The sequence below is a fragment of the Kosakonia sp. LAM2021 genome, assembly GCF_016620385.1.
GTDB lineage: Bacteria > Pseudomonadota > Gammaproteobacteria > Enterobacterales > Enterobacteriaceae > Kosakonia > Kosakonia sacchari.
Genome location: NZ_JAENHT010000013.1, coordinates 22385 through 48237, shown reverse-complemented (window position 1 = coordinate 48237; position 25853 = coordinate 22385). Strand labels below are relative to the sequence as shown.

The window sequence follows — 25853 nt, the reverse complement described above, 5'->3', positions numbered from 1 at the left end:
ATTACTCCTGACGTGCGCGTTTACCGGTGAACAGTTTTTTCACCAGCACAAAGAACAGAGGGACAAAGAAGATTGCCAGCAGCGTCGCGGTGAGCGTCCCGCCGATGATCCCGGTGCCGATAGCGACGCGACTGTTCGCGCCTGCGCCAGTGGCGACAGCCAGCGGTGTGACCCCGGCGATAAACGCCAGTGAGGTCATCATGATCGGGCGCAGACGAGTCCGCGCCGCACGCAGCGCCGCGCGTGACAAAGAGCTGCCCTGGTGCACTGCTGCTTCGGCGAATTCAACAATCAGGATGGCGTTTTTCGACGACAGGCCAATGGTGGTCAGCAGCGCGACCTGGAAGTAAACATCGTTACTCAACCCGCGCATCCACGCCGCCAGCGCCGCGCCCAGCAAGCCCAGCGGGATAACCAGGATCACCGAAAGCGGTACGGACCAGCTCTCATACAGCGCCGCAAGGCACAGGAACACCACCATGATGGAGATGGCGTACAGGCTCATGGCCTGGCCGCTGGCGAGTTTCTCCTGCAATGATAAGCCGCTCCACGCCCAGGTTGTCCCGGCCGGTAAGGTGTTGGCGAGGTTTTCCATTTTGGTCATCGCCACGCCGGAACTGAAGCCGCTGGCATTCTCGCCCTGAATCTCATACGCCGCGGAACCGTTGTAACGCACCAGCGTTTCCGGGCCGTATTCCCAATGGGTGGTGGCGAAGGCCGAGAACGGGGTCATGTCGTTATTGCTGCCGCGCACAAACCATTTATTCAGATCCGCAGGTGAGGCGCGGGAATCGCTTTCGCCCTGGATATAGACCTTTTTCACGCGTCCGCGATCGATAAAGTCATTCACATACGTGCCGCCCCAGGCGCTGGAGAGCGTGTCGCTGACATCGCTCAGTGAAAGCCCCAGCGCCACCGCTTTGTTGCTGTCGATATCGACCTGTAACTGCGGCGTTTCCGGCAGCGCGTTGGCGCGCACGGCGGTAAGTTCGCTGCTCTGATTAGCGTTCGCCAGCAACTGATTGCGCAGCTTCAGCAACTGGTCGCGATCGGTACTGCCGCTGGCGAGCAACTCAAAGGTGAAGCCGTTGCTTTGACCGAGCCCGTCCACCGAAGGCGGCGTCATAGCGAAGATGCTGGCATCGCGGATGCTGCTTAACTCGCGGCTGGCGCGCTGGGCAATCGCCTGTGCGGTATTTTCCGCGCCTTTACGTTGCGACCAGTTTTTCAGTGAAACGAAGGCCATCCCGGCATTCTGTCCGCTGCCGCTAAAGCTAAAACCGGTCACGGTGAAGATAGCCTCGGTGTTGGCTTTCTCTGTATTGAGGAACCAGTCGGTGACTTTGCTGGCCACCGCGTCGGTACGCGTGGCGGTCGCCCCGGCGGGCAGGGTGAACTGCACCATGATTTCGCCCTGGTCTTCTGTCGGCAGGAAGCTGCCAGGCAGACGCCACATCACAAACGCCATGGCTGCGCAAAGCACGGCGTACGTGCCGGCCACGGTAACCGTACGGCGCAGCACGCGTAACACACCGTGTTGATACTTGTGCTCGGTGTTGTTGTAAAAGCGGTTAAACGCGCCGAAAAACCCTTTTTTGTGCGGTGTGCTGTGTTGCATTACCGAGCCGCAGAGCGCTGGCGTTAAGGTCAGCGCAACGACGACCGACAGCGTCATCGCCGAGATAATGGTGACGGAGAACTGGCGGTAAATCACCCCTGTGGAGCCGCCGAAAAAGGCCATCGGCAGGAAGACGGCGGAGAGCACCAGTGCAATAGCGATCAGCGCCCCGGAGATTTCGCCCATCGATTTTATAGTGGCTTCGCGGGCGGGCAGGCCTTCGTCGCGCATGATGCGCTCGACGTTCTCTACCACCACAATGGCGTCATCCACCAGCAGGCCGATTGCCAGCACCATGGCGAATAGCGTCAGGGTGTTGATCGAGTAGCCAAACAGCGCCAGCACGCCAAACGTCCCCAGTAGCACCACCGGCACCGCCAGCGCCGGGATAAGCGTGGCGCGGATATTTTGCAAAAACAGGTACATCACGCAGACCACCAGAATGATGGCTTCAATCAGCGTTTGCACCACGTCTTCAATCGAGATCTTAATAAATTCAGTGCTGTCTTTCGGGTATGCCACATCGTAGCCCTGCGGCATGCTGTGGCGGTACTCGGCGATTTTATCTTTCACCAGCGTAGCGGTATCCAGCGCGTTCGCACCAGGTGCCAGCATCACCGCCAGACCTGCAGCCGGGTGGCCGTTCAGCTTCGCTGAAGCGACATAATCTTCGCTGCCCATTTCCACGCGCGCGACATCTTTCACCCGCACGACAGCGCCGCTGCTCTCGCTTTTGATGATAATGTCCTGGAACTGCGCCACAGTTTGCAGGCGCGACTGGGCGCGCACCGTGGCGGTCAGTTGCTGTTGGCCGGAAGAGGGTAATGCACCGATTTTACCGGCAGAAACCTGTACGTTTTGCGCTTCAATCGCCGATTGCACATCGGACGGCATCAGCGAGTACGAGGCGAGTTTGTCGGGATCCATCCAGATTCGCATCGCGTATTCTGCGCCAAACACCTGCAAGCTACCGACACCGTTCACGCGTGCCAGCGGATCCTGCATGTTACTGACCAGCCAGTCGGCGATATCGGAGCTGGTAGCGCGGTCGGTTTTATCGTACAGCCCCATGATCAGCAGGAAATTGCTCTGGGATTTCACCACCGTCACGCCGGATTGAGTGACTTCCGTTGGTAAGCGGGATTCCGCCTGCTGCACCTTGTTTTGCACCTGCACCTGCGCGGTATCCGGGTTGGTGCCCTGCTCAAAGGTGACGGTGATATCCACCTGGCCATCGGAGCTGCTGGTGGAGGTGAAATAGAGCAGGTTATCCAGCCCGGTGAGCTGCTGTTCGATTACCTGGGTGACGCTGTTTTCCAGCGTCTGCGCCGATGCGCCGGTATAGGTGGCGCTGATTTTTATCGCAGGTGGCGCAACATCCGGATACTGCGCTACCGGTAAGGTGCGGATCGCCAGAATACCGGCCATCATGATAAGGATGGCGATCACCCAGGCGAAAACCGGGCGGCGCACAAAGAAGCTGGAGAACATCAGGCTTTTCCTCCGTTGTCTTGCGGGATTTCAACGGCTTTCACAGTGGATCCCGCAGCGACTTTATCGGTGCCTTCAACAATCAGTTTGTCGCCATTTTCCAGACCTTTCAGCACTAACCATTTATCGCCATAGGTATCGCCGGTTTCGATGTTGCGCTGCTCAACCTGATTCTTCGCATTGACGACCAGCGCAGTGGCATTGCCTTTCGCATCACGCGTGACGCCTTGCTGCGGTGCGAGGATCGCGTTTGCCATTACCCCTTCTTCCACACGGGCGCGCACAAACATCCCCGGCAGCAATTGCTGATGCGGGTTGGGGAACACCGCGCGCAGCGTAACGGAGCCGGTGGATTCATCGACGGCGACTTCGGTCAGCGCCAGGCGGCCTTTTTCGCTGTAAGTGCTGCCATCTTCCAGCGTCAGCGTGACGGCGAGCGTGTTACTGTCGCTGGCCAGTGCTTGCTGGCGCAGACGCAGCAGATCCACACTTGAACGGGTGAGATCGACATACATGGTGTCGAGCCCGCGCACGGTCGCCAAAGCCGTGGTTTGTTCCGCCGTGACCAGCGCACCAGGTGTGACGGACGAGATGCCAATGCGCCCGCTGATCGGTGAAGTGACGGTGGTCCAGTTCAGATTGATGCGCGCGCTTTCCAGCGCCGCTTTCTTCGCGCTCACGCTGGCTTTGTCCTGCGCGCAGGTCGATTGCGCATCGTCAGCGTCCTGGCGCGAGACGCCATCCTCTTTCACCAGTTGCGCGTAGCGGGTGGCTTTCTGGCAATCGGATATTACCAGCGCCTGCGCCTGTTTCAGCGCGGCGTCGGCTTCATCAAACGTGGCGCGGTAGCTGGAAGGGTCGATCTGGTAAAGCGCCTGCCCGGCCTTTACCGTATCGCCTTCAGTAAATAGGCGTTTTTGAATGATGCCGCCAACTTGCGGTCGCACTTCTGCGGAAAGTGACGCGGCGGTACGCCCGGTTAACAGGCTGGTCACGGCGAGCGGCTGGCTTTTCAGAGTGACGACGCCGACTTCCTGAGTGGGGTGTTGTGCAGGTGGTGTGGCGTTATCGCATCCAACCAGCGCGAATGCGGCCATCAACGTTGTTGTTATTAACTTCATGACTATTTTCCTGGCATAAGCGAAGCCTGCCCGTTTTTAAAACAGGATCATAAGCAGGCGAGTTGGCGCTTATTTCCGAAGGGCTGGAAATAAGCGCGGATTTATATTTGTCGGATTATTTCTTTGGCAGAAATACCATTGTGATAATTTCCTGATACAGCTCTTTTAACTGTGCCGGGTCGCATTTTTGTGGCGTTAAACGGCGCAATGTCGCGCCTTCCATCAGGCCTGCCAGCAGCTCAACGCGGCAGCGCACCTGCTCGGCGCTTAAATGTGGATGTCGGCTCTGCATATGGTTGCAGGCATTGTTAAACATGCGGGCATCGGCTTCGACCATCATCGCCTGTACTTGTGGGTTGCGCGTCGCTTCAGCCGACATCTCCAGCATTAACGCGTCGTCATCCGGGCTGAGCGTTTGCCGCCAGGCCAGCACCTCCGGCAGGTGCGTGGTTTCGGCTTTGTTTTCCATTTCGGCGATGCGATAGTCGATGATACGGCGAACAATCTCCTCAATAATGGCATCCTTACTGCTGAAATAGCGGTAGATCTGCCCTACGCTCAACTGCGCTTCCAGGGCGATTTGCGACATGCTGGCGGCGTGAAAGCCGCTCACGCGAAAACGCCGACGGGCGGCGGCGATAATCTCATCTTTACGCTGCTGATGGCGTTGTTCCTGCGTGGTTTTCGGCGGCATCGGTAACCCTCGGTTGATTGCTTTTTGAGAGTGATCGTTCTCAACTTCGGATAGATTAAACGAATTTATATTTTTCGCGTAAACATTTCCTGCGCAAATTATTGGAATTTACAAAACTTGCTATTGTGAAGAAATAATGAAAAACAATGGAGAAATGCGCCAGAAAATAATAGCGAAGAGAGTTGATATTAATTTGAAGAGATTGTGATGGATTGCAAATAGAGTAAACCGGCGCCATTTATCGGCGCCGGTTATTTTTGTGCGTTTATTCTTTTCTCTGCTGATGAATGGCCAGCCCGCTTTCGCCCGGCGCAATCTCCGGGCGCAAAGTTAACGTCGGAATGGTGTAATCCCCGCCGTTTTGCTGGCGAAACGGTAGCGGTGACGTCTGCCATAACGTATCCAGCCGCTGTGCCAGTTCTTCACGGTGGGCGGCGAATCGCGTGTCATCAACGCGGCTGGTGCGATAAATCACCAGCGGCGGCAGTACTTCAAAACCAGGGTAAAACAGCATGCCGTGCTGGATCGGAAACAGAATGTCGTCGATAGGGCCGTTGATGCCGCGCGGGCTGTAGTGCGATTCCCAACCGCCAGCAGTGACCAGCAGCATGGCGCGCTTACCGGCCAGGCTACCTTCACCGTAGCGATCGCCCCAGTGCGTGTCGCTGTGCTCGCCCACGCCGTAGGCAAAGCCGCAGGCGTACACGCGGTCGAACCAGCCTTTCATGATGGCGGGCATGGAAAACCACCACAGTGGAAACTGGAAAATAACCGCGTCGGCCCACAGCAGTTTGGCCTGTTCGGCGGCGATATCCGCAGCTTGTCGGCCCTGCTCGAAGGCGTGTTTCGAATCTGCCGACGGGTTGAAAACATCGCCAATGGGCGCATCAAGGCTGTCGTTCGCATCGAGCTGCGCTTTCCACTGCATGGCGTACAGGTCGGAAACCTCGACATGGTGGCCTGCTTTTTCAAGATGCTGCACGGCGAATTCTTTTAGCGCGCCACTCAGCGAATGCGGCTGCGGATGGGCATAAACGATCAAGACATTCATAACAACTCCCGGCAATAAGGTTGAAGCTGCAGGGTAGGTGAAGCGCAGATATAGTAGAAATTAATTGCTGATATCACAGGTATAGTCATGATTAATCTCAACCGCCTGGATCTGAACTTGCTGCTGACGCTGGATGTCTTGCTCCGTGAGCACAATGTCACGCGCGCGGCGCAGCGGCTGAACCTTTCCCAGCCGTCGGTGAGTGTGCAACTGGCGCGGTTGCGTGAGATCTTTGACGATCCGCTGCTGCTCCCCGGCCCGCGCGGTATGCAGCCGACAGTGCGGGCAGACGAACTACGTGAACCGTTACGCCAGGCGCTGGAAGCGCTGGAGCGCGCGGTATCGCCAGTCAACGCGTTTGATCCCGCCCGCGCCAGTGTCACCTGGCGTATTGCGGCAACGGATTACACCGAATCGGCGGTACTGCTGCCGCTGCTTAACATTTTGCGTCGCGACGCGCCCGCCAGTCGCCTCGCGGTGTTTGAACTTAACCCCGGGCAGATTAAGCGCCAGGCCGAGCAGGGCGATATCGATCTGTTCTTCCATTTGCGTGAAGGCGCGCCGGCATCGCTGCATCAGCGGTTATTGTTTACTGAGCGCTATGTGCTGGCCGGTCGTGTAGGCCATCCGGCGCTTAAACGTCGCCCGTCGCTCAAACAGTTCTGCAAGCTGGAGCATGTGATTGTCTCGCCGGAGGGCGGCGGTTTTCAGGCGGCAACGGACGATGCGCTGGCGGCTCGCGGGTTGACGCGCAATGTGGTGCTTTCGGTGCCGCACTTCCTGTTTATGCTGGATGTGCTGGCGCGCACAGATTTGGTCGCGGTGCTGCCGGAGCGGCTTGTCGCCAACACTGGCGCATTGCAGGTCGTTGATCCGCCTCTTGATCTGCCAGGCTTCGATATGCTGATGCTCTGGCATGAGCGGTTGCACCGCGATCCCGGACATAAATGGCTGCGCCAGCAGGTTCTCGCTACGTTGGGAAACGCCGACCGGACTAACGCGCCGTAATAGAGTATGTTGAGAATAATTCTCAACATTATTGAAGCGCATCAGGGCGAATGATAAGGTGTAGGCCGTTTCGCCCGCGCGTGGGTGAGGGTTCGACAGATAGCGATGGCTGCCGTCTATGCAAAAAAGACACTTTTCAATTGAAGACTTTATCGGGTTTGGCGAGCGTTATGGGATTGATTACCGCTTCCCGTCGCTGGCAACCGGTCTTGTCAGTCAAGCGCAGCGCATTGTGATTCAGGGCGACGTTGAAGAGATGACGCTCTCTTCTGGTATCAACCTTACCCGTTCTGATATTCGCGTTCTGCAACCTTATGAAACCACCTCGCTGCACAGTTGCCCGCTCTATATGCTGGTGGTGCTGGAAGGCAGCGTGATGCTGCGCCTGAACGGCGAAGCGTTTGTCGTGCGCTCCGGCATGGCGTTTACCTCGCGCCTGAGCGAGCATCAGGTGATGAACGCCAGCCATCTGGCGGATTGCCATCTGCGTACGTTATCACTGGGCGTCGATCCGGCAAGCTGCTGGCAATCGCCGCTCCTCTCCGCACTTTTACAACAGTGGGAAGCGCACGGCGCACCGACCTTTTTATGGCAGGTGCCGGGCTTTTTACTGTCTGGTTTACAGCAAACGCAGCAAACCTCGCTGCCTGCGCTCTCCCGCCAACTGATGCTTGAAGGCGTGATGCTGCAACTGCTGGGTAACGCGCTGTCGCAGCGCATGCAAGGGCAGGAGAGACGCCGCACAATCCCGTGCGGTGCACAGCAGCGGCTGGAAAACGTGCGCCGTTTACTGGAACAGCACCCCGAAAAAGAGTACACCCTGGCAGCACTGGCGCAACTGGCGGCGATGAGCGCCAGCAGCCTGCGCGTGAAGTTCCGCCAGGCGTACGGTCACTCTGTGTTTGATTACCTGCGCGACTGCCGTCTTGAACTGGCGCGTCGCTATCTGGCGGAAGGCTACAGCGTACAGCAGGCCGCGTGGATGTCCGGTTATCAACACGCCACCAACTTTTCCACCGCGTTTCGCCGCCGCTACGGTATAGCACCCAGCGAAATGCGCGCGTCCTGATTTCCCCTGTGTAGACCAGCTTTGCTGATGCGTGCTCGGTTTTATCATCGCGCATACGTGAATCATCACTGCGCATAGCTATCGGCGAATTCAAAAGGGTAATAATTCTTATTTACAATAATAATGGCTTCTGGAGATTTTCATGTTCGCAAAAACGCGACTGGCGCTGATGATTGGCTGCATAACCGGCGGGATGAGCGTAACGGTGCTGGCACAAGAGACAACCCCCACCAACGATACCGTGGTAGTGACTTCACAAATGCAAAGCGGCGCGACCAAGCTGGAGACGCCGGATATTGAAACGCCGCAGGCGGTATCAATTGTCACCCGCCAGCAGTATGAAGAGCAGGGCGCCATCAGCGTGCGTCAGGCGGTGAGCTATACGCCGGGTGTCTACAGCAACCAGATTGGCGCATCCAACCGTTTTGACTATATCGTGCTGCGTGGTTTTTCTGACGGCAGCCTGGATAACGTCTATCTCGACGGGCTGAAAATGATGGGTGACACCAACTCTCACAGCTCGCTGGTTATCGATCCGTGGTTCCTGGATAGCGTGGAAGTGGTGCGCGGCCCGGCATCGGTGCTGTACGGGCGCTCATCGCCAGGCGGTATTGTGGCGCTGAATTCGCGCAAGCCATCGTTTGACCCCGGCGGTGAAGTGAAGCTGTTCGCCGGAAATAACAACCAGCGCGGCGCGGCGTTTGATGTCACCGGCCCGGTTGATGATAACGACCGTGTGGCGGTGCGTTTAACCGGTATGACGCGCTATGCGGATTCGCAATTTGACCACCTCAAAGAGCAGCGTTACGCCATCGCGCCGAGCCTGACCTGGCGCATTACCGATCACACGCGCCTGGAGCTGATGGCTTACCTGCATCGCGATCCCGAAGGCGGCAGCCACTCCGGTTTGCCGTATGAAGGCACCGTGGTGCCGCACGCGGGCAAGAAAATTTCCAACACCTTCTTTGAAGGCGAAGACGATTACGACAAATACGATCGCCGCGAAAATATGGTCGGTTATAACGTTGAACACGCCTTTGACAGCGGCTGGTCGGTGCGCCAGAAACTGCGCTACCTGCACACCACTGTCGATCTGAATCAGGTGTATGCCTCGGGCTGGCTGAACGATAGCGAGCTGAACCGGGGTTACTCCGGCTCGGATGAATCGCTCTCGGCGGTGACGCTGGATAACCAGATCGATGGCAGTATTGATACCGGCGTGATCAACCATCGCTTGCTGTTCGGCGTGGACTATCAGCGCCGCAGCAATAACGTCACCGCCTCTTATGGCAGCTTCCCGGCGATCGACGCTTTCCACCCGGTTTATGGTGCCGATCCACTGTCGATCAGCGTTTATAGCCGCGAAAAGCACAAACTTGAGCAGACCGGGATCTACGCCCAGGATCAGATGTCACTCGACAGATGGCGTCTGACGCTCGGCGGTCGTCACGATCAGGTGAAGATCACGAACGTCAATAAGATCAACGACACCAGCGATACGCTGGATAAGAACCACTTCAGCAGCCGCGCGGCGCTGATGTACCTGTTTGATAGCGGTTTTGCGCCGTATGTCAGCTATTCGACCGCATTCACGCCGACCAGCTTTACCGACGAGTACGGCAAGATCCTGCAACCGATGAAAGGTAAACAGTGGGAAGCGGGGCTGAAATACCAGCCGGAAGGCTCGCAAACCCTGTACAGCGCGTCGGTGTATCGCATCAACCAGGAGAACATCGCCACCAAAGTGGAGCCGACCGATCCCTACCGTTCCATTGGCGAGATCGAATCCGAAGGTGTTGAACTGGAAGCCGTGGGGCAACTGACGGACAACCTGCGTTTGCAGGCGGCCTATACCTACAACGACATTCGCTACAAGAAGAGCAGCGCGCAGGAGCAGGGCAACCGCGCGGTGTACGCGCCGCGTAACCAGGCCAGCGCGTGGCTCAGTTATGACGTGAAAGAGGGGGTGCTGAATGGGCTGACCGTCGGTTCCGGCGTGCGCTATGTCAATGGCATCACCTCCGATCGCCAGAACACGCACACGCTGCCGTCTTACTCGCTGGTTGATCTGGCGGTGGGTTATGACCTGAGTCATGTGGGATTGAAAGGGTTGAGCGCGCAGGTTAATGTCAACAACCTGACTGACAAACGCTATGTCGCGGCGTGTAACTCACTCTCTTACTGCTATTTCGGTGCGGAACGCAGCATCGTCGGCAGCCTCTCGTACCGCTTCTGATGCAGAGATTTCACCCGGCTTTGCGCCGGGTGAAAGCCTGGCATTAGCTCAAATCCACGTTTTTGTGACCAAAGAACCAGGTCGCGAGAAAACCGCACACGTAGGCGACGACCACACCTGCCGCGTAAACCGCCATTCCCGTGTAGATCCCCTGCCCGGAAGTCATCAACGGCAGCGCCACGAGGCCGGACGGGCCAAACACGGTGTTGAGCCCAACCGGCAAACCGAACCAGGCGAAAGTGCCAATAAAGAAACCACCACAGGCACCGCCGATACAGGCCGTGACAAACGGTTTTACGCGCGGCAGCGTGACGGCGTAAATCAAGGGTTCTCCAACTCCGAGCAGGCCGGGAATGATCGCGCCACGAATCTGATTGCGCAGAATCGACTCGCGCGCCGAGCGGAAATAAAGCGCCAGTGCCGCGCCTACCTGACCAGCGCCCGCCATCGCCAGAATCGGGAACAGCGAGTTAAAGCCCTGCGCATCCATCAGCGCGAAATAGACCGGAATAAAGCCTTGATGCACGCCAAAAACCACGGCAATCAGGAACAGCCCGGCCAGCACCGCGCAGCCGAACGGGTTGCCGTTAAGGTGCAGGAAGAGCCACGACATGCCTTTAAACAGCTCAACACCGATCGGCATAATCACCGTGAAGGTTAACGCGCCGGTAATCAGTAGCGTCAGCAACGAGGTGAGGATCATGTCGAGGTTATCCGGCATAAATTTACGGATCTGCCGCTCGATCCAGGCGCCGGTGATTGCTGCGATCAACACGCCAATAATGTTGCCGCGCGGATCGATACCCATACCAAAAAAGTTATCGATGCCGGAAAAATAGCCCACTGTCGCTTTTGGATCGTAACCGAGCACAAAGAGCGCGGCGATGATCGCGCCATTAACGCCGCTGCCGCCAAAGGCTTTTTGCGCGTTATAGCCAATTAAAATCGGCAGGAAAGTGAACAGCGCTTTGCCGAAAACTTTCATATAACCAACGATATGGACAAGGGTGGCATTTTTTTCGGCGGCATTGATAATCAGGCTTTGTTCAATCAGGGTAGCGAAGCCAAGCAGCATTCCGGCGGCGATAAAGCCAGGGATTAACGGGGTGAAAATGGTCGAAAATTTCGCCAGAAACTGATGCACGCCGCTGGTCTGTTTCGCTTTCATCTGCTGTTTGGTATCGCTGGCGATACTTTTTAGCGACGCCGCTTCCACAGACGTGCTGACGTTGCCTGTCATCGCGCTCATCATTTCTGCCGCCGTTTGCGCTTTGCCGGGGCCAACGATGATTTGCAACTGATCCTCGCTATTGACCACGCCAAGAACCCCGGGCAGCGCTTTGAGCCCGGCGTTATCAACCAGCGCATCGTTGTTTAACGTCAGGCGCAGCCGCGTCATGCAGTTGCCGCAGGTTTTAATATTCTCTTTGCCACCCACCAATTGCAGGATAGCGGCAATAAACTGTTCGCTGATTTTGGCCATTAGTTGACTCCCGCGTGAGCCAGCGCCTGGCGAATAAACCCACCGTTATCGGCTAACAGGCGTGCTGCCTGTTCAGCGCTCAGTCCGCCTAACACCATCACGATGGCGGTTTTACAATGCCCATCGCAGGCTTGCAGCGCCTGGGTCGCGGTGGCGCTGTCGCAATCGGTCGCTTCCATCACGATATTGATTTGCCGCTGCACCAGCTTCTGGTTGGTGGCTTCCACATCAACCATTAAGTTGCCGTACACTTTGCCGCTGCGGATCATCGCGCCGGTGGTCAGCATGTTCAGCACCAGTTTTTGCGCCGTTCCGGCTTTCATTCGCGACGAGCCGGTAACGACTTCCGCACCCACCACCGGCACGATGGCGATATCGGCGATTTGCGCCATTTCACTGCCTGCGTTACAGGTCAGCGCCACGGTGGTCGCACCGAGTTTTTGGGCGTACTGCATAGCGGCAATGACATACGGGGTGCGGCCGCTGGCGGCGATGCCGACCAGGATGTCGCTCGCGTTAAAATTGAGCGCTTTAAGATCGTCAACGCCGAGCGTCAGGCTATCTTCGGCGTTTTCTACCGCCTGCAAAATGGCGCGATGACCACCGGCAATCAGACCAACCACCTGCTCGCGCGGCGTGCCATATGTTGGCGGGCATTCGCTGGCATCAAGTATCCCAAGCCGCCCGGATGTGCCGGCGCCACAGTAAATCAAGCGCCCACCTTTTTGGAAAGCTGCCACAATGGCGTCCACCGCCTGTGCGATCGCCGGGATCGTTTTTTCCACCGCCAACGCCACTTTTTGATCTTCACGGTTGATAACTCTCAACATCGCTTCGGTATCAAGCATGTCAATGTCAGCGCTGGCGGTATTGCGGCCTTCGGTAGTCAGTCTGGAGAGATCAATGTTCATCAACGTTTCGCTCAACTCGGTTTCACTGTTCTTTGCCTGCTGCGCTGCGGCTCAGGCACCCGGTAAGGAATAATATATTACTCATAAAATGTTTAATAAGAATAATTTATTCTTATTTGCTTATTACGCCAGAAATGTGATGCCGTTCATACGGCAATATTGCACATAGATTTTACTTACCGGCATGTTTTCTAAGACTTAATTATTTAATGTCATTGATTGATGGGACTTTTCTTCCTGTCTGCGTTAAAAGACCCACCGGCTTTATCACTCCGTGGTCAGTCACAAACACCATTATGACGCCTGTTATCTGCAAGGATGATGCAATGCATAAGTTGAATTACGCCGCTACTTTCCCTCACTGGCAGAGCCCGCAGCTGTCGCTGCGTTGCAATTTACAGTGGCGCAGTTTTGCAAAGGTAGCGGTGCTCTTTGATATGCAGGAGGAGGCATTGCTCAGTGCGCAATGCGCAGTGTTAAGCCAGGCAGGTATAAGCGCGGAACAGCTCTGGCCCGTTGCCAGAGCGTCGGGTGGTGATGGCCGACTGGCTGAATTACAGACACAGTGCATGGTATTGAGCGAAGCACAACGGCAAGGGTGGCGCAATGTCCTGCTGTTCGATGTCGGCTTTCAGTTGACGCAGGATGAAAGGGTGTTCGCCCAGGCGAATCGTATCTTTACGAGCCTTAATCGGCTGGACTGGCATGCGTTGCTGCTGGGCGGGCATTATCAGCATTTCTCGCCGTTGCTGGCGCTACCTGGCATTGCGCGTGTGCATCACGCTGATAGCGCTGCAGCCTATGCCGTTAACGCCAGCTATTACCCTGTGTTATTAAATGCTTACCATCGTGCGATAGAGCATGCTGCCAGCCTTAATGAAATTTGGCCATTATTAATGGGGAAACATTGCTGGCTGGCGGTGAATCCGGGCCTGGTTAGCTGGCGTGATAACAACCCCACGCTGGTTCCTACCTGTCGTCCAGCGGGTAGAGAAAGATCATTCCGTTTTGCATAGTGACCAGCGGCACGCCATCTGGCCAAAGTTGCTGCATACGCACTTGCGAATGCATCAGTAAATCAATGTTGCTGGCAAGCAGCGGGGTGTCCGGCGAGGGGACGAAATGAATGGGGGTATAGGTAAAAATGCGTTTCTCACCCGCCTGATTTTTCTGCACGAAGCTCCCTTTGAGCCTGAACTGAGGGTTATTCGGACTGCTGACATGGCTTACGATCGTCTCTCCAACGGTGGACAGTCGGACGTCATAAAGCTCTTTTTGCTGCTGCGGCAAATCGTAAAAACCGAATTGCTGCGTCATGTTACTGCCCGGTTTTAATGGGGGCTGGGAACGATGCCAAAAATAGCCGCAGGCAGCGATAATCAGCGCCGTGAGCATCAGCATCACCCCGTACTTATGCGGTCTTACAAGGCGCCATTTCATCGAGTTTTCTCCGCGTTTCATCAAGTATCAATTCATTAAGCGAAGCCAAATTGGCCCGCCAGTGATAGATCTGCATCGCCAGAATATTCTGCCCACAGGTACTGTGTAAGCGCAGGGTGAAGTTCAGCGTTTGGTTATCACTTCGTGAATAGATGCTCAGGTTGATGGATTCCTTTTTTATCTGCTCATTTAAAAGGTGATAGGTATCCTTGAGCCGGTTGTAGACCGTGGCTTGATCTTGCAGACGCTCGCCGGGTTCAACGAGCGTATACAGACGAATATTGCTGTACTCGTTCTTCGCCAGCTCTTCAGGTTTTATGGTCTGGTCGCGATCGATTTTCAAATAACCGATAAAGGCGACAAAAAGCGCGACAACCAGTAATAGCGATACGACGACGCCACGTCGATAACGCGTTGGTTGTCCAGACGTTTTATATGTCACGTCAGAAGAGTGCGGCGGTATATTGGCTGCGTCCGCCTCTGTGAGAGATTTCTCATTATCTAATGAAATATCTTCCTGCGGACTTTCAACCTGCTGGCAATATTCTGCATCCAGCACATAGCCCCGTTTAGGCACGGTGCGAATAATGCGTTGCTGTTTGCCGTCATCTTCCAGCGCTGCGCGCAGGGCGTGAATGGCGTTTGGCAGGCTATTATTGCCGATAACCCGCCCCTCCCAGACCTGGTTTGTCAGCTCTTCGCGCGTAAAAACCTTACCTGGGTTCTGTTGTAGCAGATCCAGTAATTTGAGCTGGTACGCGCCTAGCCGCTTATGTTCTCCGGTGACCAAATGAATAATTGAGCCGGAAGGCAAATCAATTAACCAATTGTTAATAGCACAACAATATTTTTTCATGACAAATTTCGAGTAGCTCCATCCTGGAATAAGCGATTATTAAGGTTGTTAACAGTAATTGAGAATTAATTAACGTGAAGGCGCGTGAGCAAATCTTCTGGCCTCAGTAATCATTCCATATGAGATATTAATAATACTACTGTGCGGTAGATGAATTATATGCAAATTCATTAATTGCCGCTTTTCGGGGGATTAAGAATTGGGGATGTAGTGTATCTTTTTACACCAGTTAAGACGGGAAGACGTGTAGTACCGCTTGTTGTAACTGCTTGTTGTTAATTTATTGTTGTTTATTTAATTAATCTTTTCATCCATTGAACTAATGAGAAAGGTCAGCCTTAAAAATGTAAAAACAGCATGCTTCTGTTTTTATTTAATAAATCTAGTCTGCGCCGTTAAATAATGATGAGTGTAATTACCTCTGAAACGATAACGTTTCCCGATGAAGCACGCTATGTCCGCGATTATTTGCCGCTGGTGCATAAAGTGGTGAAACAGTTCGCCTGGCAGACCAGCAGCGTAATGGATAAAGACGATATGCGACAAGTCGCCCTGACGGGTTTGCTCTTTTCATTGCGTCGCTATGGACAACCGGATGCGCAATTTGCCGGTTACGCCGTCCAGCGTATTCGTGGGGCAATTCTTGACGAGCTACGCCAGCAGGATTGGCGGCCACGTCGGCTGCGCCAAAAAATGTACAAGTTCAACGACGCCATTCGTGATCTGGCGCGTGAACTTGGCTATGTGCCTAATTTTAATGAATTAAGCGAGCGGCTTTCTATTACGCCAGAGGAGTATCAGCACTATTTATTGCTCGACTCCGCCAGTGAACTGGAGAGTCTGGATAACGATCTTCATGCCCACGCGCTGGAAAGCCGCCCGCTTGAAACTGAAGTATTGAGCAGCCACGCGCTAAAAAGCGCGATAGCAAGCCTGACACAGCGTGAACAGACGATTCTGGGATTGTATTACCACCATGAATTAAGCCTGAAAGAGATTGCCTCAATGCTTGGACTGACAGAAGCCCGTATTTGTCAGCTTAATAAAGTGATAGTGCAAAAGTTACGGGCATTTTTTGACGAGTGAGTACGTTTCTCCTTCCGCGAAGGAATGAAAAAGGTATTTAAAATCTTAACCCTTTATTTTTATTAGTATTAATGTTGTGAAATATTTGACTGTATCATCCATCGTTGCCCCCAGGCAGAGCGTGCTCCGCGGGTTTTTGGGGCTTTTTTTTCTTATTTTGCTTTCTGTGTTCCTGACCGGCTGTACGCAGTCTAAACCGGTTAGCCGTACACAGGCGCCAACAATGCTTGCCGAACAACGCAAGCCCACCCGTGAAGAGACGCTCGCGGCGACGCGTAAGTCTAAAGTTGACAAGGTTGTGCATCACCTTAAAAAACAGTTGGGTAAACCTTACGTCTTTGGCGGCGTCTCGCCGGCGCGCGGCTTCGACTGTAGTGGGCTGGTGTTCTATGCCTACAACAAAGTGCTGAGTAATAAATTACCCCGCACCACCAAAGCCATGTTCCATGACAAACGCTTGATGCGGGTAAAAACCGCAAACTTGCGCCAGGGGGATTTGCTGTTCTTTCGCAGCAAATTACGCGGTCAGGTCGATCATGTCGGTGTTTATCTGGGTAATAACCGCTTTATCGAAGCGCCGCGCACCGGGTTGAATATCCGTATCAGCCATTTTCTTGATGATTACTGGCAGGATCACTACCTCGGCGCGCGCCGTATTCTGACAGGCAAACGCGTGATCTGAACTTACGCTTCCAGCGCGTTATGAATTGCTTCGCCCAACTGCTTGATCACCTCGCGATTAGCGTCGGTTAGCGGTAGGGCGCAATTCAGGCGCAGGCAGTTACGGTACTTACCGGACGCGGAGAATAACGAGCCGGGCGCAATCTGGATTTTCAGGCGGCACAGCGCGCGGGAAACACAAACCATATCGACGGTTTCCGGCAACTCAACCCACAGTAGATAACCGCCTTGCGGGCGTGTTACGCAGATACCGCAGGGAAAATACTGGCGCACCCAGCAGGTGTAAGTTTCCAGTTGCTGCTGATAAACCTGGCGCATACGCCGTACATGTCGATGGTAGTGGCCGTCGCGAATAAACGCTGCAACCGCCAGTTGTGTTCCCGGTACATTGGTGCCGATGGCGGCATACTTTTTATGCAGTACTCGATCCAGATAACGCCCCGGCGCAATCCAGCCGACGCGCAGACCCGGCGCCACGGTTTTGGTGATGGAACTGCACAGCAGCACGCGACCATCAATATCATAGGATTTTATGGTACTGGGACGCGGATATTCGGCTGCCAGCTCGCCGTAAATATCATCTTCAAAAATCACGATGTCGTGGCGCTGCGCCAGCGCCAGCACAGCTTTTTTCCGTGCGTCCGGCATGATAAACCCGAGCGGGTTGTTGCAGTTCGGCACCAGAATCACACCCTTAATGGGCCACTGTTCCAGCGCCAGTTCCAGAGCTTCCACGCTGATGCCGGTTTCGGGATCGGTCGGAATTTCAATGGCTTTAATATCCAGACCACGCAGCAACTGCATCGTGCCGTAATACGAGGGGGATTCAACGGCGACAATATCCCCCGGCTGGCACACCGCCAGCAAAGCGAGCGCCAGCGCCGGGTGGCAACCGCTGGCGATGACAATATCGTCGGCGCTGACCGATGCGCCGCCGTCCAGCATCAGCCGGGCGATTTGCTCACGCAGTTCACGGCGGCCTGGCAGCGTGTCGTAGCTTAATGCATCCATCACCTGGTGTTGGGCGATACGGCTCATCTCGCGCCATAACGGTTTAAGGGTTGGCTGGGTGATATCCGGCGCGCCGCCGCCAAACGCAGCAATCGCTTTATCGGTGCGCGCATCCAGCAGCGTCAGCACTTCATCCCATTGTGTGACTTCTACCGGCCGCTGTACCGGACGCGACATCGCGGGCACGGGCGGTTTTGCCTTGCGTGGTGCGACAAAGTAGCCGGAACGCGGCTGGGGTGTTATCAGTTGCAGGTTTTCCAGCACCTGGTAAGCCTGTTGCACGGTGCTGATACTCACGCCGTGCTCCTGGCTCAGGCTGCGCACTGACGGCAATTTTTCGCCGTGGCGATACAATCCCTGTTCAATGCGTTCTGCCAGCAGCGTGGCCAGATGTTGGTAGCGTGTCATGCTGTATCCTTAAAATTCACCATACAGATTTAAGAACCAGTACAGATTGGCGTGAAATTCGCGATTCAGACGTTGTTTTAAGCGATCTGTATGTTAAAGAAAAGTGATTTCTGAATCTGTATTGTAATGGGCGAGAACGGCGAAGATAGAGCTCTTTTCAGGCGAGGAGAGCACCATGGAATTTTTTGAAAATCGACCCAACCGCCCGTTTTTCGGGTTTGTTTTACTCTGGCGCAAACTGCAACGGCTGCATGAACGCGTGAAAACGCGGCGGCTGCTGCGCGCATTAAGCGACGAGCAGCTAAAAGACCTGGGGTTACGCCGCAGTGAACTGTGATAAGTGCGATAACGCGCGGAGATAACATCTTGTTATTTCCGCCCAACCGGCGTTGGGCTATGCTTAGCTCCACAACCTGAAGGGGAGAAAGCGCATGCACTTTATGAACGAAGACGACGAGAAAAAAGAGAAAGAGACCGGTAACGTCTCACAGCTGATGCAGCAAAAACTGCTGGATGCCCGCTCGATCATTATCTCTGGCGAGATCAACCAGGCACTGACAGAAAAAGTAGTCACCCAGTTACTGCTGTTGCAGGGCATCAGCGATGCGCCGATTAAAATCTATCTCAACAGCCAGGGCGGTCATGTTGAAGCGGCGGATACCATTCATGACATGATTAAATTCATCACCCCGGAAGTGCACATCATTGGCACCGGCTGGGTGGCAAGCGCCGGGATCACCATCCTGTTGGCGGCTAAAAAAGAGCACCGTTATTCGCTGCCGAACACCCGCTTTATGATCCATCAACCGCTGGGCGGCGTTCGCGGCCAGGCAAGCGACATTGAAATTGAAGCGAAAGAGATCATCCGCACGCTGGAGCGCGTTAACCGCATGATCGCTGACGCGACCGGCCAGCCGGTGGACAAAGTGAAGCAGGATACCGACCGCAACTACTGGATGAACACCAAAGAAGCCATTGATTACGGCATTGTTTCCCGCGTGGTGAAATCCTACGGCGAGCTGAATCTGGATTAAGTTCGTTAGCGACCTTGAGGCGAGAATTTTTGCTCGCCTTTTTTCTCTTCACGCCCGCCAAAATACACTTCTCCCTGACACATAATTTCTGCACACTGTGCGCATTTCTCATTACGGAGTGATGGCATGAAAAGCAGTATCAAAGCGGCGCTGGTGATGACAGCAACGCTAAGTGCGCCCGTGCTGGCAGAGCAAAGCGGCGTCTCGTTTGACCATAAAGACTGGGAAGTGGTTTGCGATAACACCCTGACCTGCCGTGCTGCAGGTTACAGCGCGGAAGAAGAAGCCACCGGTTCGGTGTTGATCACGCGAAAAGCCGGGCCAGACACGCCGGTGACCGTTGATGTGGTGCTGGCAGAAATGGACGCCGATGAAACCACGCAACAGGCAAAACTCAGCCTGTGGATCGAGGGTAAATCACAGGGTGAAATCTCCACCGAGGATAACGATAGCTGGCGCTTATCCGATGCGCAGGCGCGCAGCATGATCGATGCCGTGAAAGGTAGCGGTAAAGTCGAATTCAAAGGCGGTGCGAAACCGTTTGTGCTCTCCGGAGACGGCGCATACGCCGTGTTGCTGAAATTGGATGACGTGCAAGGGCGCGTGGGCACGCCTGGCGCGCTGAGTAAAAAGGGCGATAAAGCGGAAAGCTCGGTGACGCCTGCGGTTGCCGCGCCGGTGATTCAGGCGGTGGAAGTGAAAGGCGGCGAAGATCGCACGCTCACCAAAGCCGAAACCGCAGCGCTGAAACCGCGTTTGCTGGCGGCACTTACCAGTGGTAATGAGTGCGACCGCCTTGTCTCCCCGCAGGAACCGGTTATCGACGGCGATAACGACATTACCCTGACGCCACTGGATGGCAAACAGGTGCTGATTTCCACCCTTTGCTGGCGCGGGGCGTACAACGAGGGTTATGGCTACTGGGTGGTGGATAAAGCACTCAAGGGAACGCCGCAATTTATTACTAACTCCGCGTCTGATTACAGCGATGGCGTGATCTCGTTGGGCCAGCGTGGTCGCGGCATTGGTGACTGCTGGGCTTCAGCGGAGTGGGTTTGGGACGGGAAAACTTTCCGCAAGAGCAGCGAATCCACCTCCGGCATGTGCCGCTATGTACGTGCGGGCGGCACCTGGGACTTACCAGAATTCGTTTCGGAAGTGAAAGAGGCGAAGTAATTAGCAGCCCGGTGAACGCTGTATTCAACGCTTTTGTTGAGTACAGCGTTTTTCTTTCCATGGTCGGAGTACAACGCATGTTAAACAGCCTCAACCACCTGACCCTGGCGGTTAGCGACCTTGCCCGCAGCGTCGATTTTTATCATCAACTTCTTGGCCTGAAACTCCATGCGCGTTGGGACAATGGCGCTTATCTCTCCTGCGGTGAGTTGTGGCTTTGCTTATCGCTCGACGCGCAGCGCCAGTATGTAGCGCCAACACAAAGTGACTACACCCATTATGCGTTCAGCGTTGATGAGCGCGATTTCGCCCGCTTTGTTACTCGCCTTGAGCAGGCTGGCGTGGTGAGCTGGAAAGCGAACAAAAGCGAAGGCGACTCCTGCTATTTCCTCGATCCCGACGGACACAAACTCGAAGCGCATGTCGGCAACCTTGTGCAGCGGCTGGCGGCCTGCCGCGAGAAACCTTATAAGGGAATGGTGTTTTTTGATTAGGCTTTCGCAATCCATGCTCTTTGCCATCCCTGTTTCTTGATACTTACCCTGATAACTATTATCGTACCCCGCCTGTGAAACGAGGGGATCGCGATGACTGAAGGTGAACTGTTCGCCCGCCGACCGCTGGGTATGCGTATGGCGATGGTTGTGCGCCAGTGGCGCGCGACTATCGATCACGCATTGAGCGATACGGGTATCACGCAGTCGGGCTGGACGGTACTGATGCAGCTTCACCAGTTGGGGGATAACGTCTCTGTCAGCGAACTGGCGGAAGTGCAGGGCATTGAGTTGCCGCCGTTGATGCGCACACTGACACAGCTGGAAAACCAGGGGCTGATTGTGCGTACGACATCGCCGTACGACAAGCGCATTCGCCTGCTGGCGCTTACTGCTGAGGGGACGCGTATGCTGGGTAAAATCACGCAAGTGATCGAAGTCTGCCAACAGCGGGCTGCGGAAAATATTCCGCCAGCGGATCTGCTCGCCTTTAGCGAAACATTGAATCAAATCGCCTGTAATTTGCGTGTGATGCGCGAAGAAGACAACAACACCGAATAAGAAAATCATGACGCCAGAACAAAAGTTTGCCCGCTGGGTAAGGGTGAGTATTGCCTCTTTCCTGCTGATGTTTGTTTATTTTATCGTTGCCGACATCTGGATCCCGCTGACGCCAGACTCCACCGTGATGCGCGTGGTCACGCCGGTTTCCGCCCGCGTTTCCGGCTATGTCGCGCAAGTGTACGTACAAAATAACAGCCAGGTGAAGAAGGGCGATCTGCTGTTCGAACTGGATGCCACGCCGTTTAACAACCAGGTGGAAGCCGCGCAAATCGCGCTGGCCCAAGCAAAGCTCACCCATCAACAACTGGATGCGCAAATCGTTGCCGCGCAGGCCAGCCTGAAGACCGCGCAGCTTATCGCGCAAAACGATCGGGTGACCTTCGAGCGCTACCAGAACCTGAATGCGATGCACAATGTTTCGCAGTCCGACCTTGATAAAGTGCGCACCACCTGGCAGAGCAGCGTGCAGTCGGTGAATAACCTGAATGCCTCAATTGATGCGCTGAATATTGAGCGTGGCGATCGCGATGACGCCCGCAACGTGACGCTGCAAAAATACCGCAATACTCTGCAACAAGCACAACTGAACCTGAGCTGGACACAGGTTCGCGCCGAAGCCGATGGTGCCGTGAGTAACCTGCAATTAAGCCCCGGATTTTATGCCGCGACCGGTACAGCCGCGCTGGCTCTGGTGCACGATAAAACCGATATCGTGGCGGATTTCCGTGAGAAGAGCCTGCGCCACACGCGCGTTGGCACCGATGCGGCAGTGGTGTTTGATGCGCTGCCGGGTCATGTGTTCAAGGCTCATGTTACCAGCAGCGATGCCGGAGTGCTGGCCGGGCAACAGGCGGTGAACGGCGAGCTTTCTGAGCCGCAAACTTCTAACCGCTGGGTGCGTGACGCGCAGCGTATGCGTATCCACGTGGCGCTGGATGAACCGTTGCCGAAACAGCTGCCAACCGGCGCACGCGCCACGGTGCAGTTGTATAACAGTGAAGGTGTGTTTGCGCGTTTCTTCTCGGGCCTGCAAATCCGTCTGGTGAGCCTGTTGCACTATGTCTATTAATACGCTGGCGCGGGTTTTTACGCCTCACGGCAATATCGTTTACACGGCGAATGACTTTCGCCAGACGCTGCGTATCGTCTTTGCCGGGATGATCGCGCTCAGCGTATCGAGTTTTTATAACACCCAGTACGGCGTGTTTTATGTCGTCTATCCAGTGATGTTGCTGTCACTGGTGCCTGTATTTAATCGCCATGTGGCGAAACAGTTCATTTTCAGCGCAGTGATTAACTGCATCGAAATGGTGTTTATCATCGGCTATTTGTCGCGTTGGCCGGTGATCATGACGCTGGTGGTATTTGCACTGTATGTGATGCGTTTTCGCTTTATGAGCAAAGGTGCGCTGTTTCTGTTTGGCTCGGCGGGTGTGGTTTGTCAGAGTACGATGCTCAACTTTATGAGCTACCCCTCAAGCGACTGGCACACGCTGCTGTTTTCCAATATTGAAGCCAGCATCATGGCGGTGACGCTGAGTGCGCTGATGAACTATCTGATCCCGGATGTCGAGCCGCGCACCCGTCCGCCGATGATCGAGAAAAACGCCGCGCGCGTGCGCCACGAATCTCTGCTCTCCGGCACTGTAGCGACGATGATCTTTGTGGTTTTTCAACTGAGCGATCTCAGCGATTCGTTATCCGCGCTGATGGCCGGGATCTTGATCCTGTTCCCGATGCATTATCGCGGCGCGGTAATGAGTTCTGTGTGGCGCGTGGTCGGCGTGGTGCTCGCCTGCCTCTATATCCTGCTGGTGCAGTTGATCCTCTACAACCACAGTAGCCATATGCTGCTGATGATGCCGCTGATTGGCCTCGGGCTGGCATTCAGCGCGAGGCTGCATGTGATGGAGAAAGTTGGCGCAGGCGTTGGTTTTGCCAGTGTGACCACCATCGGCATCATGTTTGGGCAGAACCTGCATCCGGACACAGATTTGGTGTTCAGCGATCTCTATCGCATCGTCTCCGTGACGGTGGCGCTGCTGGCGACCTTAACGATGATCTATCTGGTACATCTGATCCTGAATCGCTTTGAAGCCACACGGTTTGTGATTGAGGAGCAGTAAGGGGTAATGCGCCCGAAAAACCAGTGTCTTTCGGGCCTAAGTCATTGCGCCGCAGCGATTTTACAGGCCGTCTACAGCGTCCGCTCGTTATCCCACTCGTGTGAATTCGTCACCGTCACAGCGATAAACCGCCTCGGTGACATTGGGCATCAGCCACTGATTGACCGCATCCGCTTCGCTGTGAAAACGGATGCATAATCCGCAGCCGCCTTTGAGCTGGCGCGGAATATCCTGCACGCGAAAAGCGATCCCCGCCGTTTGCATCGCTTTGCGCGTTTGCAGTACGCCGGGTGTGGAGTGAAACAGCAATAGATATTCCGCCATTAGCGTTTCCTCTGCCGTTGGCCGATTAACGCTGCGCCCAGCGCGCCCGCGTACTGGGCGTCGTCATGCGTAAAAACATCGCTGGCAAGATGCCCGGCCAGCATGCGGCGGAAGGTGGCGCAGTGGCTGACGCCGCCGGTAAACAGTAACGGTCCTTGCGTGGAAAGCCGCGAGATAAAATGTGCGCTGCGCCGCGCCATGGCGTTGATCACCCCGGCGAGGATCGCTTCCGGCGCGATGCCTGCCGAGCGCAGGCTGATCACTTCGGATTCGGCAAACACCGTACACATGCTGGTTAGCGGATGCGGTTCCACCCCTTCGGTGATGGCGTCCAGGTGTTCCACCTGCGTACCCAGCGTGCGCGAGATAACGTCCAGAAAACGCCCGGTTCCGGCGGCGCATTTGTCATTCATCAGAAAGTCGGTGAGGTTGCCCTGCTCATCCAGGGCGATCACTTTGCTGTCCTGCCCGCCAATGTCGATCACCGTGCGCGTTTGCGCGAGCAGCAAACGTGCGCCGAGTCCGTGACAGGAGATTTCGGTGACCTGTTTATCAGCGAAATCGACCAGTTGCCGTCCGTAACCGGTGAGTGTCAGAAAGGGTTTTTCATCGAGCCCTGCGCGCAGCGTTTCCCACGTGTCGACAATCGATGTCGCCGGGCGAAACGAGGTCGGGCACAGGAAGCGCCGCACAATCGTCTCGCCCTCGAGCAAAATTCCTTTGGTGGTGGTCGAGCCGGAATCAATACCCACGGTAAACGTCACGCCCACTCCTTATAACATCTCGATAAACGCGGCAACGCGGGTGCTGAGCTGACCGATATCCGCTGTCGAATAATCCGTTTCAATCGCCATATAGGGAATGTTGTGCTGCTGGCGAACATGGCGTTTGATCGCAAGCGACTCCACCGCGTAGGTGTGGCAGGCCTGCAAAATCACATCGATAACGCCATCGGCCTGGTATTCGTTTACCATCTGGCTGAGCAGTTTCAGGCGCTCATCATTAGGGGAGATACAGGAGCAGCCGATCGCCAGATATTTGTCGGTCAGTGCGTCGTAAACATCGCCGCTCTCCTCCACGCAGCGCTCGGTCGCTTTTGCGCCGGTACAGTTTTCATAGCCCACCACCCAGCCGCCGTTCTCTTCAATGGCACGCACCACTTTTTCCGCCGCGCCACCAATCGGGCAACCCGTTATCAAAATGCGTGGGCGAGGATCCAGCCGTTTACCCGCTTGCCACTCGTCGCGGATCCGCGCAGCCATAGTGTTAAGCTCGTCGATCAGCGCTTCTTTATCAAAACGGAAGGTCGCGCCGTACACCACTTTCAGGATATCCGCGCCGCTGAGCGCAGGCGGGTTGAGCTGTCCAACGCGGTAGAAATTCGCCAGCGCCTGGCGTTCGCGGTTTTTCAGCGCGATGGCCTCGCGCAGCGCTGCTTCGCTAATCGGCTGGCCAAAACGTTGCTCAATCGCGTGCTGTAAACGCAGGATCTCTGCTTTCCACAACGCGCGGGAAGCGGCGTCTGCTGCGCTGTTTGGCAACTGCATGACATGGACCGCTTTGAACTCCGCCATGTATTCATACATTTTCTTTTTGCCGTCGCAGGTGGTTTCACCCACCACCAGATCGGAAAAATAGAAGTAGGGACATTTGTCGGTTTTGCCAAAGCCGTAGCTGCTTTTGATCAGCGGACAGAGGTTGCGCGGCAGATCTTTTTCCGCCTCTTCAATGGTTTCATCATTGGTTGAACAGAGGGAAACCACCACCGCGCCGGCGGCCATGGCAATCTCTTGCGGCATAAACGTGCAGTAGGTGCCAACCAGCGGGATCCCTTGTTCTTTAAGATCCATCACGGTGAGAAAACCTTTCTGGCGGGCTTCAGAAAACTGTTCGAAAACATCTGGCAGGGCGGTGATAAGCGACATAATTTTCCTTCCCCGTGACACGGGAGAGATTGAAAAGAGGCCGCAT

25 protein-coding genes are annotated in these 25853 nt (G+C 55.2%); 13 read left to right on the top strand and 12 right to left on the bottom strand.

Annotation, left to right across the window (positions count from 1 at the left end; translation table 11 throughout):
- Position 1: 1 nt before the first annotated feature.
- The 4 genes from JKP81_RS21135 to JKP81_RS21120 form a co-directional block, all read right to left on the bottom strand.
- Complete coding sequence (locus tag JKP81_RS21135) at positions 2 to 3109, bottom strand: efflux RND transporter permease subunit (RefSeq protein ID WP_200553263.1); 3108 nt, start codon at positions 3107 to 3109, stop codon at positions 2 to 4.
- Positions 3109 to 4230 carry an efflux RND transporter periplasmic adaptor subunit gene (locus JKP81_RS21130; RefSeq protein WP_200553262.1) on the bottom strand — a complete coding sequence of 374 codons (1122 nt, stop codon included), beginning with the start codon at positions 4228 to 4230 and terminating at the stop codon, positions 3109 to 3111. The genes JKP81_RS21135 and JKP81_RS21130 overlap by 1 nt, the downstream gene beginning before the upstream one ends.
- Before the next feature lie 115 nt (positions 4231 to 4345).
- Positions 4346 to 4924, bottom strand: a complete 579-nt coding sequence (locus JKP81_RS21125) for a TetR/AcrR family transcriptional regulator (protein WP_200553261.1) — start codon at positions 4922 to 4924, stop codon at positions 4346 to 4348.
- 265 nt (positions 4925 to 5189) lie between these two features.
- Positions 5190 to 5975 (bottom strand): NAD(P)H-dependent oxidoreductase, encoded by a 786-nt coding sequence (locus JKP81_RS21120; RefSeq protein WP_200553260.1) that lies wholly within the window; start codon positions 5973 to 5975, stop codon positions 5190 to 5192.
- Between the two features lie 87 nt (positions 5976 to 6062).
- Here JKP81_RS21120 and JKP81_RS21115 point away from each other — a divergent pair, with 87 nt between their 5' ends.
- The 3 genes from JKP81_RS21115 to JKP81_RS21105 all read left to right on the top strand — a co-directional run bounded on the left by JKP81_RS21115 (position 6063) and on the right by JKP81_RS21105 (position 10288).
- On the top strand, positions 6063 to 6983 hold the full coding sequence (locus JKP81_RS21115) for a LysR family transcriptional regulator (protein ID WP_200553259.1): 921 nt from the start codon (positions 6063 to 6065) through the stop codon (positions 6981 to 6983).
- Positions 6984 to 7101: 118 nt separating this feature from the next.
- Positions 7102 to 8052 (top strand): AraC family transcriptional regulator, encoded by a 951-nt coding sequence (locus tag JKP81_RS21110; RefSeq protein ID WP_200553258.1) that lies wholly within the window; start codon positions 7102 to 7104, stop codon positions 8050 to 8052.
- Positions 8053 to 8194: 142 nt separating this feature from the next.
- Positions 8195 to 10288: a TonB-dependent siderophore receptor gene (locus tag JKP81_RS21105; RefSeq protein ID WP_200553257.1), complete on the top strand. Its 2094-nt coding sequence runs from the start codon at positions 8195 to 8197 to the stop codon at positions 10286 to 10288.
- Between the two features lie 43 nt (positions 10289 to 10331).
- Here JKP81_RS21105 and murP read toward each other — a convergent pair whose 3' ends face one another.
- Together murP and murQ are read right to left on the bottom strand one after the other, a co-directional pair.
- The gene (gene murP / locus JKP81_RS21100) at positions 10332 to 11771 is read right to left on the bottom strand and encodes a PTS N-acetylmuramic acid transporter subunit IIBC (RefSeq protein ID WP_200553256.1); all 1440 of its coding nucleotides are present in this window, start codon (positions 11769 to 11771) and stop codon (positions 10332 to 10334) included.
- Entirely contained in the window at positions 11771 to 12682 is a 912-nt protein-coding gene (gene murQ, locus JKP81_RS21095) for an N-acetylmuramic acid 6-phosphate etherase (RefSeq protein ID WP_017457783.1), read from the bottom strand. Before murQ ends, murP begins: the two co-directional genes overlap by 1 nt.
- A gap of 326 nt (positions 12683 to 13008) precedes the next feature.
- On the opposite strand from murQ, the gene JKP81_RS21090 reads away from it, so the two are divergent.
- Positions 13009 to 13698 carry a hypothetical protein gene (locus JKP81_RS21090; protein WP_200553255.1) on the top strand — a complete coding sequence of 230 codons (690 nt, stop codon included), beginning with the start codon at positions 13009 to 13011 and terminating at the stop codon, positions 13696 to 13698.
- Here the strand turns inward: JKP81_RS21090 and JKP81_RS21085 are convergent.
- Both JKP81_RS21085 and JKP81_RS21080 read right to left on the bottom strand, forming a co-directional pair.
- Positions 13652 to 14077 carry a hypothetical protein gene (locus tag JKP81_RS21085; RefSeq protein ID WP_234455751.1) on the bottom strand — a complete coding sequence of 142 codons (426 nt, stop codon included), beginning with the start codon at positions 14075 to 14077 and terminating at the stop codon, positions 13652 to 13654. The genes JKP81_RS21090 and JKP81_RS21085 overlap by 47 nt on opposite strands.
- 16 nt (positions 14078 to 14093) lie before the next feature.
- Positions 14094 to 14978 (bottom strand): winged helix-turn-helix domain-containing protein, encoded by an 885-nt coding sequence (locus tag JKP81_RS21080; protein WP_200553254.1) that lies wholly within the window; start codon positions 14976 to 14978, stop codon positions 14094 to 14096.
- Positions 14979 to 15380: 402 nt separating this feature from the next.
- On the opposite strand from JKP81_RS21080, the gene JKP81_RS21075 reads away from it, so the two are divergent.
- Positions 15381 to 16064: a FliA/WhiG family RNA polymerase sigma factor gene (locus tag JKP81_RS21075; protein WP_200553253.1), complete on the top strand. Its 684-nt coding sequence runs from the start codon at positions 15381 to 15383 to the stop codon at positions 16062 to 16064.
- 223 nt (positions 16065 to 16287) lie between these two features.
- On the top strand, positions 16288 to 16746 hold the full coding sequence (locus JKP81_RS21070; protein WP_234455750.1) for a C40 family peptidase: 459 nt from the start codon (positions 16288 to 16290) through the stop codon (positions 16744 to 16746).
- Between the two features lie 2 nt (positions 16747 to 16748).
- On the opposite strand, the gene JKP81_RS21065 is transcribed toward JKP81_RS21070, so the two are convergent.
- Positions 16749 to 18164, bottom strand: a complete 1416-nt coding sequence (locus tag JKP81_RS21065) for a PLP-dependent aminotransferase family protein (protein WP_200553251.1) — start codon at positions 18162 to 18164, stop codon at positions 16749 to 16751.
- A 175-nt stretch (positions 18165 to 18339) separates the two neighbouring features.
- Here JKP81_RS21065 and JKP81_RS21060 point away from each other — a divergent pair, with 175 nt between their 5' ends.
- The 7 genes from JKP81_RS21060 to JKP81_RS21030 all read left to right on the top strand — a co-directional run bounded on the left by JKP81_RS21060 (position 18340) and on the right by JKP81_RS21030 (position 23558).
- On the top strand, positions 18340 to 18501 hold the full coding sequence (locus tag JKP81_RS21060; RefSeq protein ID WP_017457790.1) for a DUF1127 domain-containing protein: 162 nt from the start codon (positions 18340 to 18342) through the stop codon (positions 18499 to 18501).
- A 103-nt stretch (positions 18502 to 18604) separates the two neighbouring features.
- Entirely contained in the window at positions 18605 to 19198 is a 594-nt protein-coding gene (locus tag JKP81_RS21055) for an ATP-dependent Clp protease proteolytic subunit (RefSeq protein WP_370568908.1), read from the top strand.
- 126 nt (positions 19199 to 19324) lie between these two features.
- A complete protein-coding gene (locus JKP81_RS21050; protein ID WP_200553250.1) occupies positions 19325 to 20374 on the top strand; it encodes a DUF1176 domain-containing protein in 1050 nt (349 codons plus the stop codon).
- A 77-nt stretch (positions 20375 to 20451) separates the two neighbouring features.
- A complete protein-coding gene (locus tag JKP81_RS21045) occupies positions 20452 to 20868 on the top strand; it encodes a FosA family fosfomycin resistance glutathione transferase (protein ID WP_200553249.1) in 417 nt (138 codons plus the stop codon).
- 93 nt (positions 20869 to 20961) lie between these two features.
- On the top strand, positions 20962 to 21429 hold the full coding sequence (locus JKP81_RS21040; protein ID WP_200553248.1) for a MarR family transcriptional regulator: 468 nt from the start codon (positions 20962 to 20964) through the stop codon (positions 21427 to 21429).
- A 4-nt stretch (positions 21430 to 21433) separates the two neighbouring features.
- A complete protein-coding gene (locus tag JKP81_RS21035; protein ID WP_200553296.1) occupies positions 21434 to 22501 on the top strand; it encodes an HlyD family secretion protein in 1068 nt (355 codons plus the stop codon).
- The gene (locus JKP81_RS21030; protein ID WP_200553247.1) at positions 22491 to 23558 is read left to right on the top strand and encodes a DUF2955 domain-containing protein; all 1068 of its coding nucleotides are present in this window, start codon (positions 22491 to 22493) and stop codon (positions 23556 to 23558) included. The genes JKP81_RS21035 and JKP81_RS21030 overlap by 11 nt, the downstream gene beginning before the upstream one ends.
- A gap of 87 nt (positions 23559 to 23645) precedes the next feature.
- Here JKP81_RS21030 and JKP81_RS21025 read toward each other — a convergent pair whose 3' ends face one another.
- The 3 genes from JKP81_RS21025 to JKP81_RS21015 are packed head-to-tail and all read right to left on the bottom strand — an operon-like array spanning position 23646 to position 25807.
- A complete protein-coding gene (locus tag JKP81_RS21025) occupies positions 23646 to 23882 on the bottom strand; it encodes a DUF3343 domain-containing protein (RefSeq protein ID WP_200553246.1) in 237 nt (78 codons plus the stop codon).
- Complete coding sequence (yjiL, locus tag JKP81_RS21020; RefSeq protein ID WP_200553245.1) at positions 23882 to 24646, bottom strand: putative 2-hydroxyacyl-CoA dehydratase activator YjiL; 765 nt, start codon at positions 24644 to 24646, stop codon at positions 23882 to 23884. Before yjiL ends, JKP81_RS21025 begins: the two co-directional genes overlap by 1 nt.
- Positions 24647 to 24655: 9 nt before the next feature.
- Positions 24656 to 25807, bottom strand: coding sequence for a double-cubane-cluster-containing anaerobic reductase (locus JKP81_RS21015; RefSeq protein ID WP_200553244.1), 1152 nt, complete (start codon positions 25805 to 25807; stop codon positions 24656 to 24658).
- Positions 25808 to 25853 lie beyond the last annotated feature (46 nt).

Excerpts from the sequence above, each read along its gene's own strand:
- JKP81_RS21135 (WP_200553263.1), bottom strand. The coding sequence starts at position 3,109 with ATGTTCTCCAGCTTCTTTGTGCGCCGCCCGGTTTTCGCCTGGGTGATC.
- JKP81_RS21130 (WP_200553262.1), bottom strand. The coding sequence starts at position 4,230 with ATGAAGTTAATAACAACAACGTTGATGGCCGCATTCGCGCTGGTTGGA.
- JKP81_RS21125 (WP_200553261.1), bottom strand. The coding sequence starts at position 4,924 with ATGCCGCCGAAAACCACGCAGGAACAACGCCATCAGCAGCGTAAAGAT.
- JKP81_RS21120 (WP_200553260.1), bottom strand. The coding sequence starts at position 5,975 with ATGAATGTCTTGATCGTTTATGCCCATCCGCAGCCGCATTCGCTGAGT.
- JKP81_RS21115 (WP_200553259.1), top strand. The coding sequence starts at position 6,063 with ATGATTAATCTCAACCGCCTGGATCTGAACTTGCTGCTGACGCTGGAT.
- JKP81_RS21110 (WP_200553258.1), top strand. The coding sequence starts at position 7,102 with ATGCAAAAAAGACACTTTTCAATTGAAGACTTTATCGGGTTTGGCGAG.
- JKP81_RS21105 (WP_200553257.1), top strand. The coding sequence starts at position 8,195 with ATGTTCGCAAAAACGCGACTGGCGCTGATGATTGGCTGCATAACCGGC.
- murP (WP_200553256.1), bottom strand. The coding sequence starts at position 11,771 with ATGGCCAAAATCAGCGAACAGTTTATTGCCGCTATCCTGCAATTGGTG.
- murQ (WP_017457783.1), bottom strand. The coding sequence starts at position 12,682 with ATGAACATTGATCTCTCCAGACTGACTACCGAAGGCCGCAATACCGCC.
- JKP81_RS21090 (WP_200553255.1), top strand. The coding sequence starts at position 13,009 with ATGCATAAGTTGAATTACGCCGCTACTTTCCCTCACTGGCAGAGCCCG.
- JKP81_RS21085 (WP_234455751.1), bottom strand. The coding sequence starts at position 14,077 with ATGCTCACGGCGCTGATTATCGCTGCCTGCGGCTATTTTTGGCATCGT.
- JKP81_RS21080 (WP_200553254.1), bottom strand. The coding sequence starts at position 14,978 with ATGAAAAAATATTGTTGTGCTATTAACAATTGGTTAATTGATTTGCCT.
- JKP81_RS21075 (WP_200553253.1), top strand. The coding sequence starts at position 15,381 with ATGATGAGTGTAATTACCTCTGAAACGATAACGTTTCCCGATGAAGCA.
- JKP81_RS21070 (WP_234455750.1), top strand. The coding sequence starts at position 16,288 with ATGCTTGCCGAACAACGCAAGCCCACCCGTGAAGAGACGCTCGCGGCG.
- JKP81_RS21065 (WP_200553251.1), bottom strand. The coding sequence starts at position 18,164 with ATGACACGCTACCAACATCTGGCCACGCTGCTGGCAGAACGCATTGAA.
- JKP81_RS21060 (WP_017457790.1), top strand. The coding sequence starts at position 18,340 with ATGGAATTTTTTGAAAATCGACCCAACCGCCCGTTTTTCGGGTTTGTT.
- JKP81_RS21055 (WP_370568908.1), top strand. The coding sequence starts at position 18,605 with ATGAACGAAGACGACGAGAAAAAAGAGAAAGAGACCGGTAACGTCTCA.
- JKP81_RS21050 (WP_200553250.1), top strand. The coding sequence starts at position 19,325 with ATGAAAAGCAGTATCAAAGCGGCGCTGGTGATGACAGCAACGCTAAGT.
- JKP81_RS21045 (WP_200553249.1), top strand. The coding sequence starts at position 20,452 with ATGTTAAACAGCCTCAACCACCTGACCCTGGCGGTTAGCGACCTTGCC.
- JKP81_RS21040 (WP_200553248.1), top strand. The coding sequence starts at position 20,962 with ATGACTGAAGGTGAACTGTTCGCCCGCCGACCGCTGGGTATGCGTATG.
- JKP81_RS21030 (WP_200553247.1), top strand. The coding sequence starts at position 22,491 with ATGTCTATTAATACGCTGGCGCGGGTTTTTACGCCTCACGGCAATATC.
- JKP81_RS21025 (WP_200553246.1), bottom strand. The coding sequence starts at position 23,882 with ATGGCGGAATATCTATTGCTGTTTCACTCCACACCCGGCGTACTGCAA.
- JKP81_RS21015 (WP_200553244.1), bottom strand. The coding sequence starts at position 25,807 with ATGTCGCTTATCACCGCCCTGCCAGATGTTTTCGAACAGTTTTCTGAA.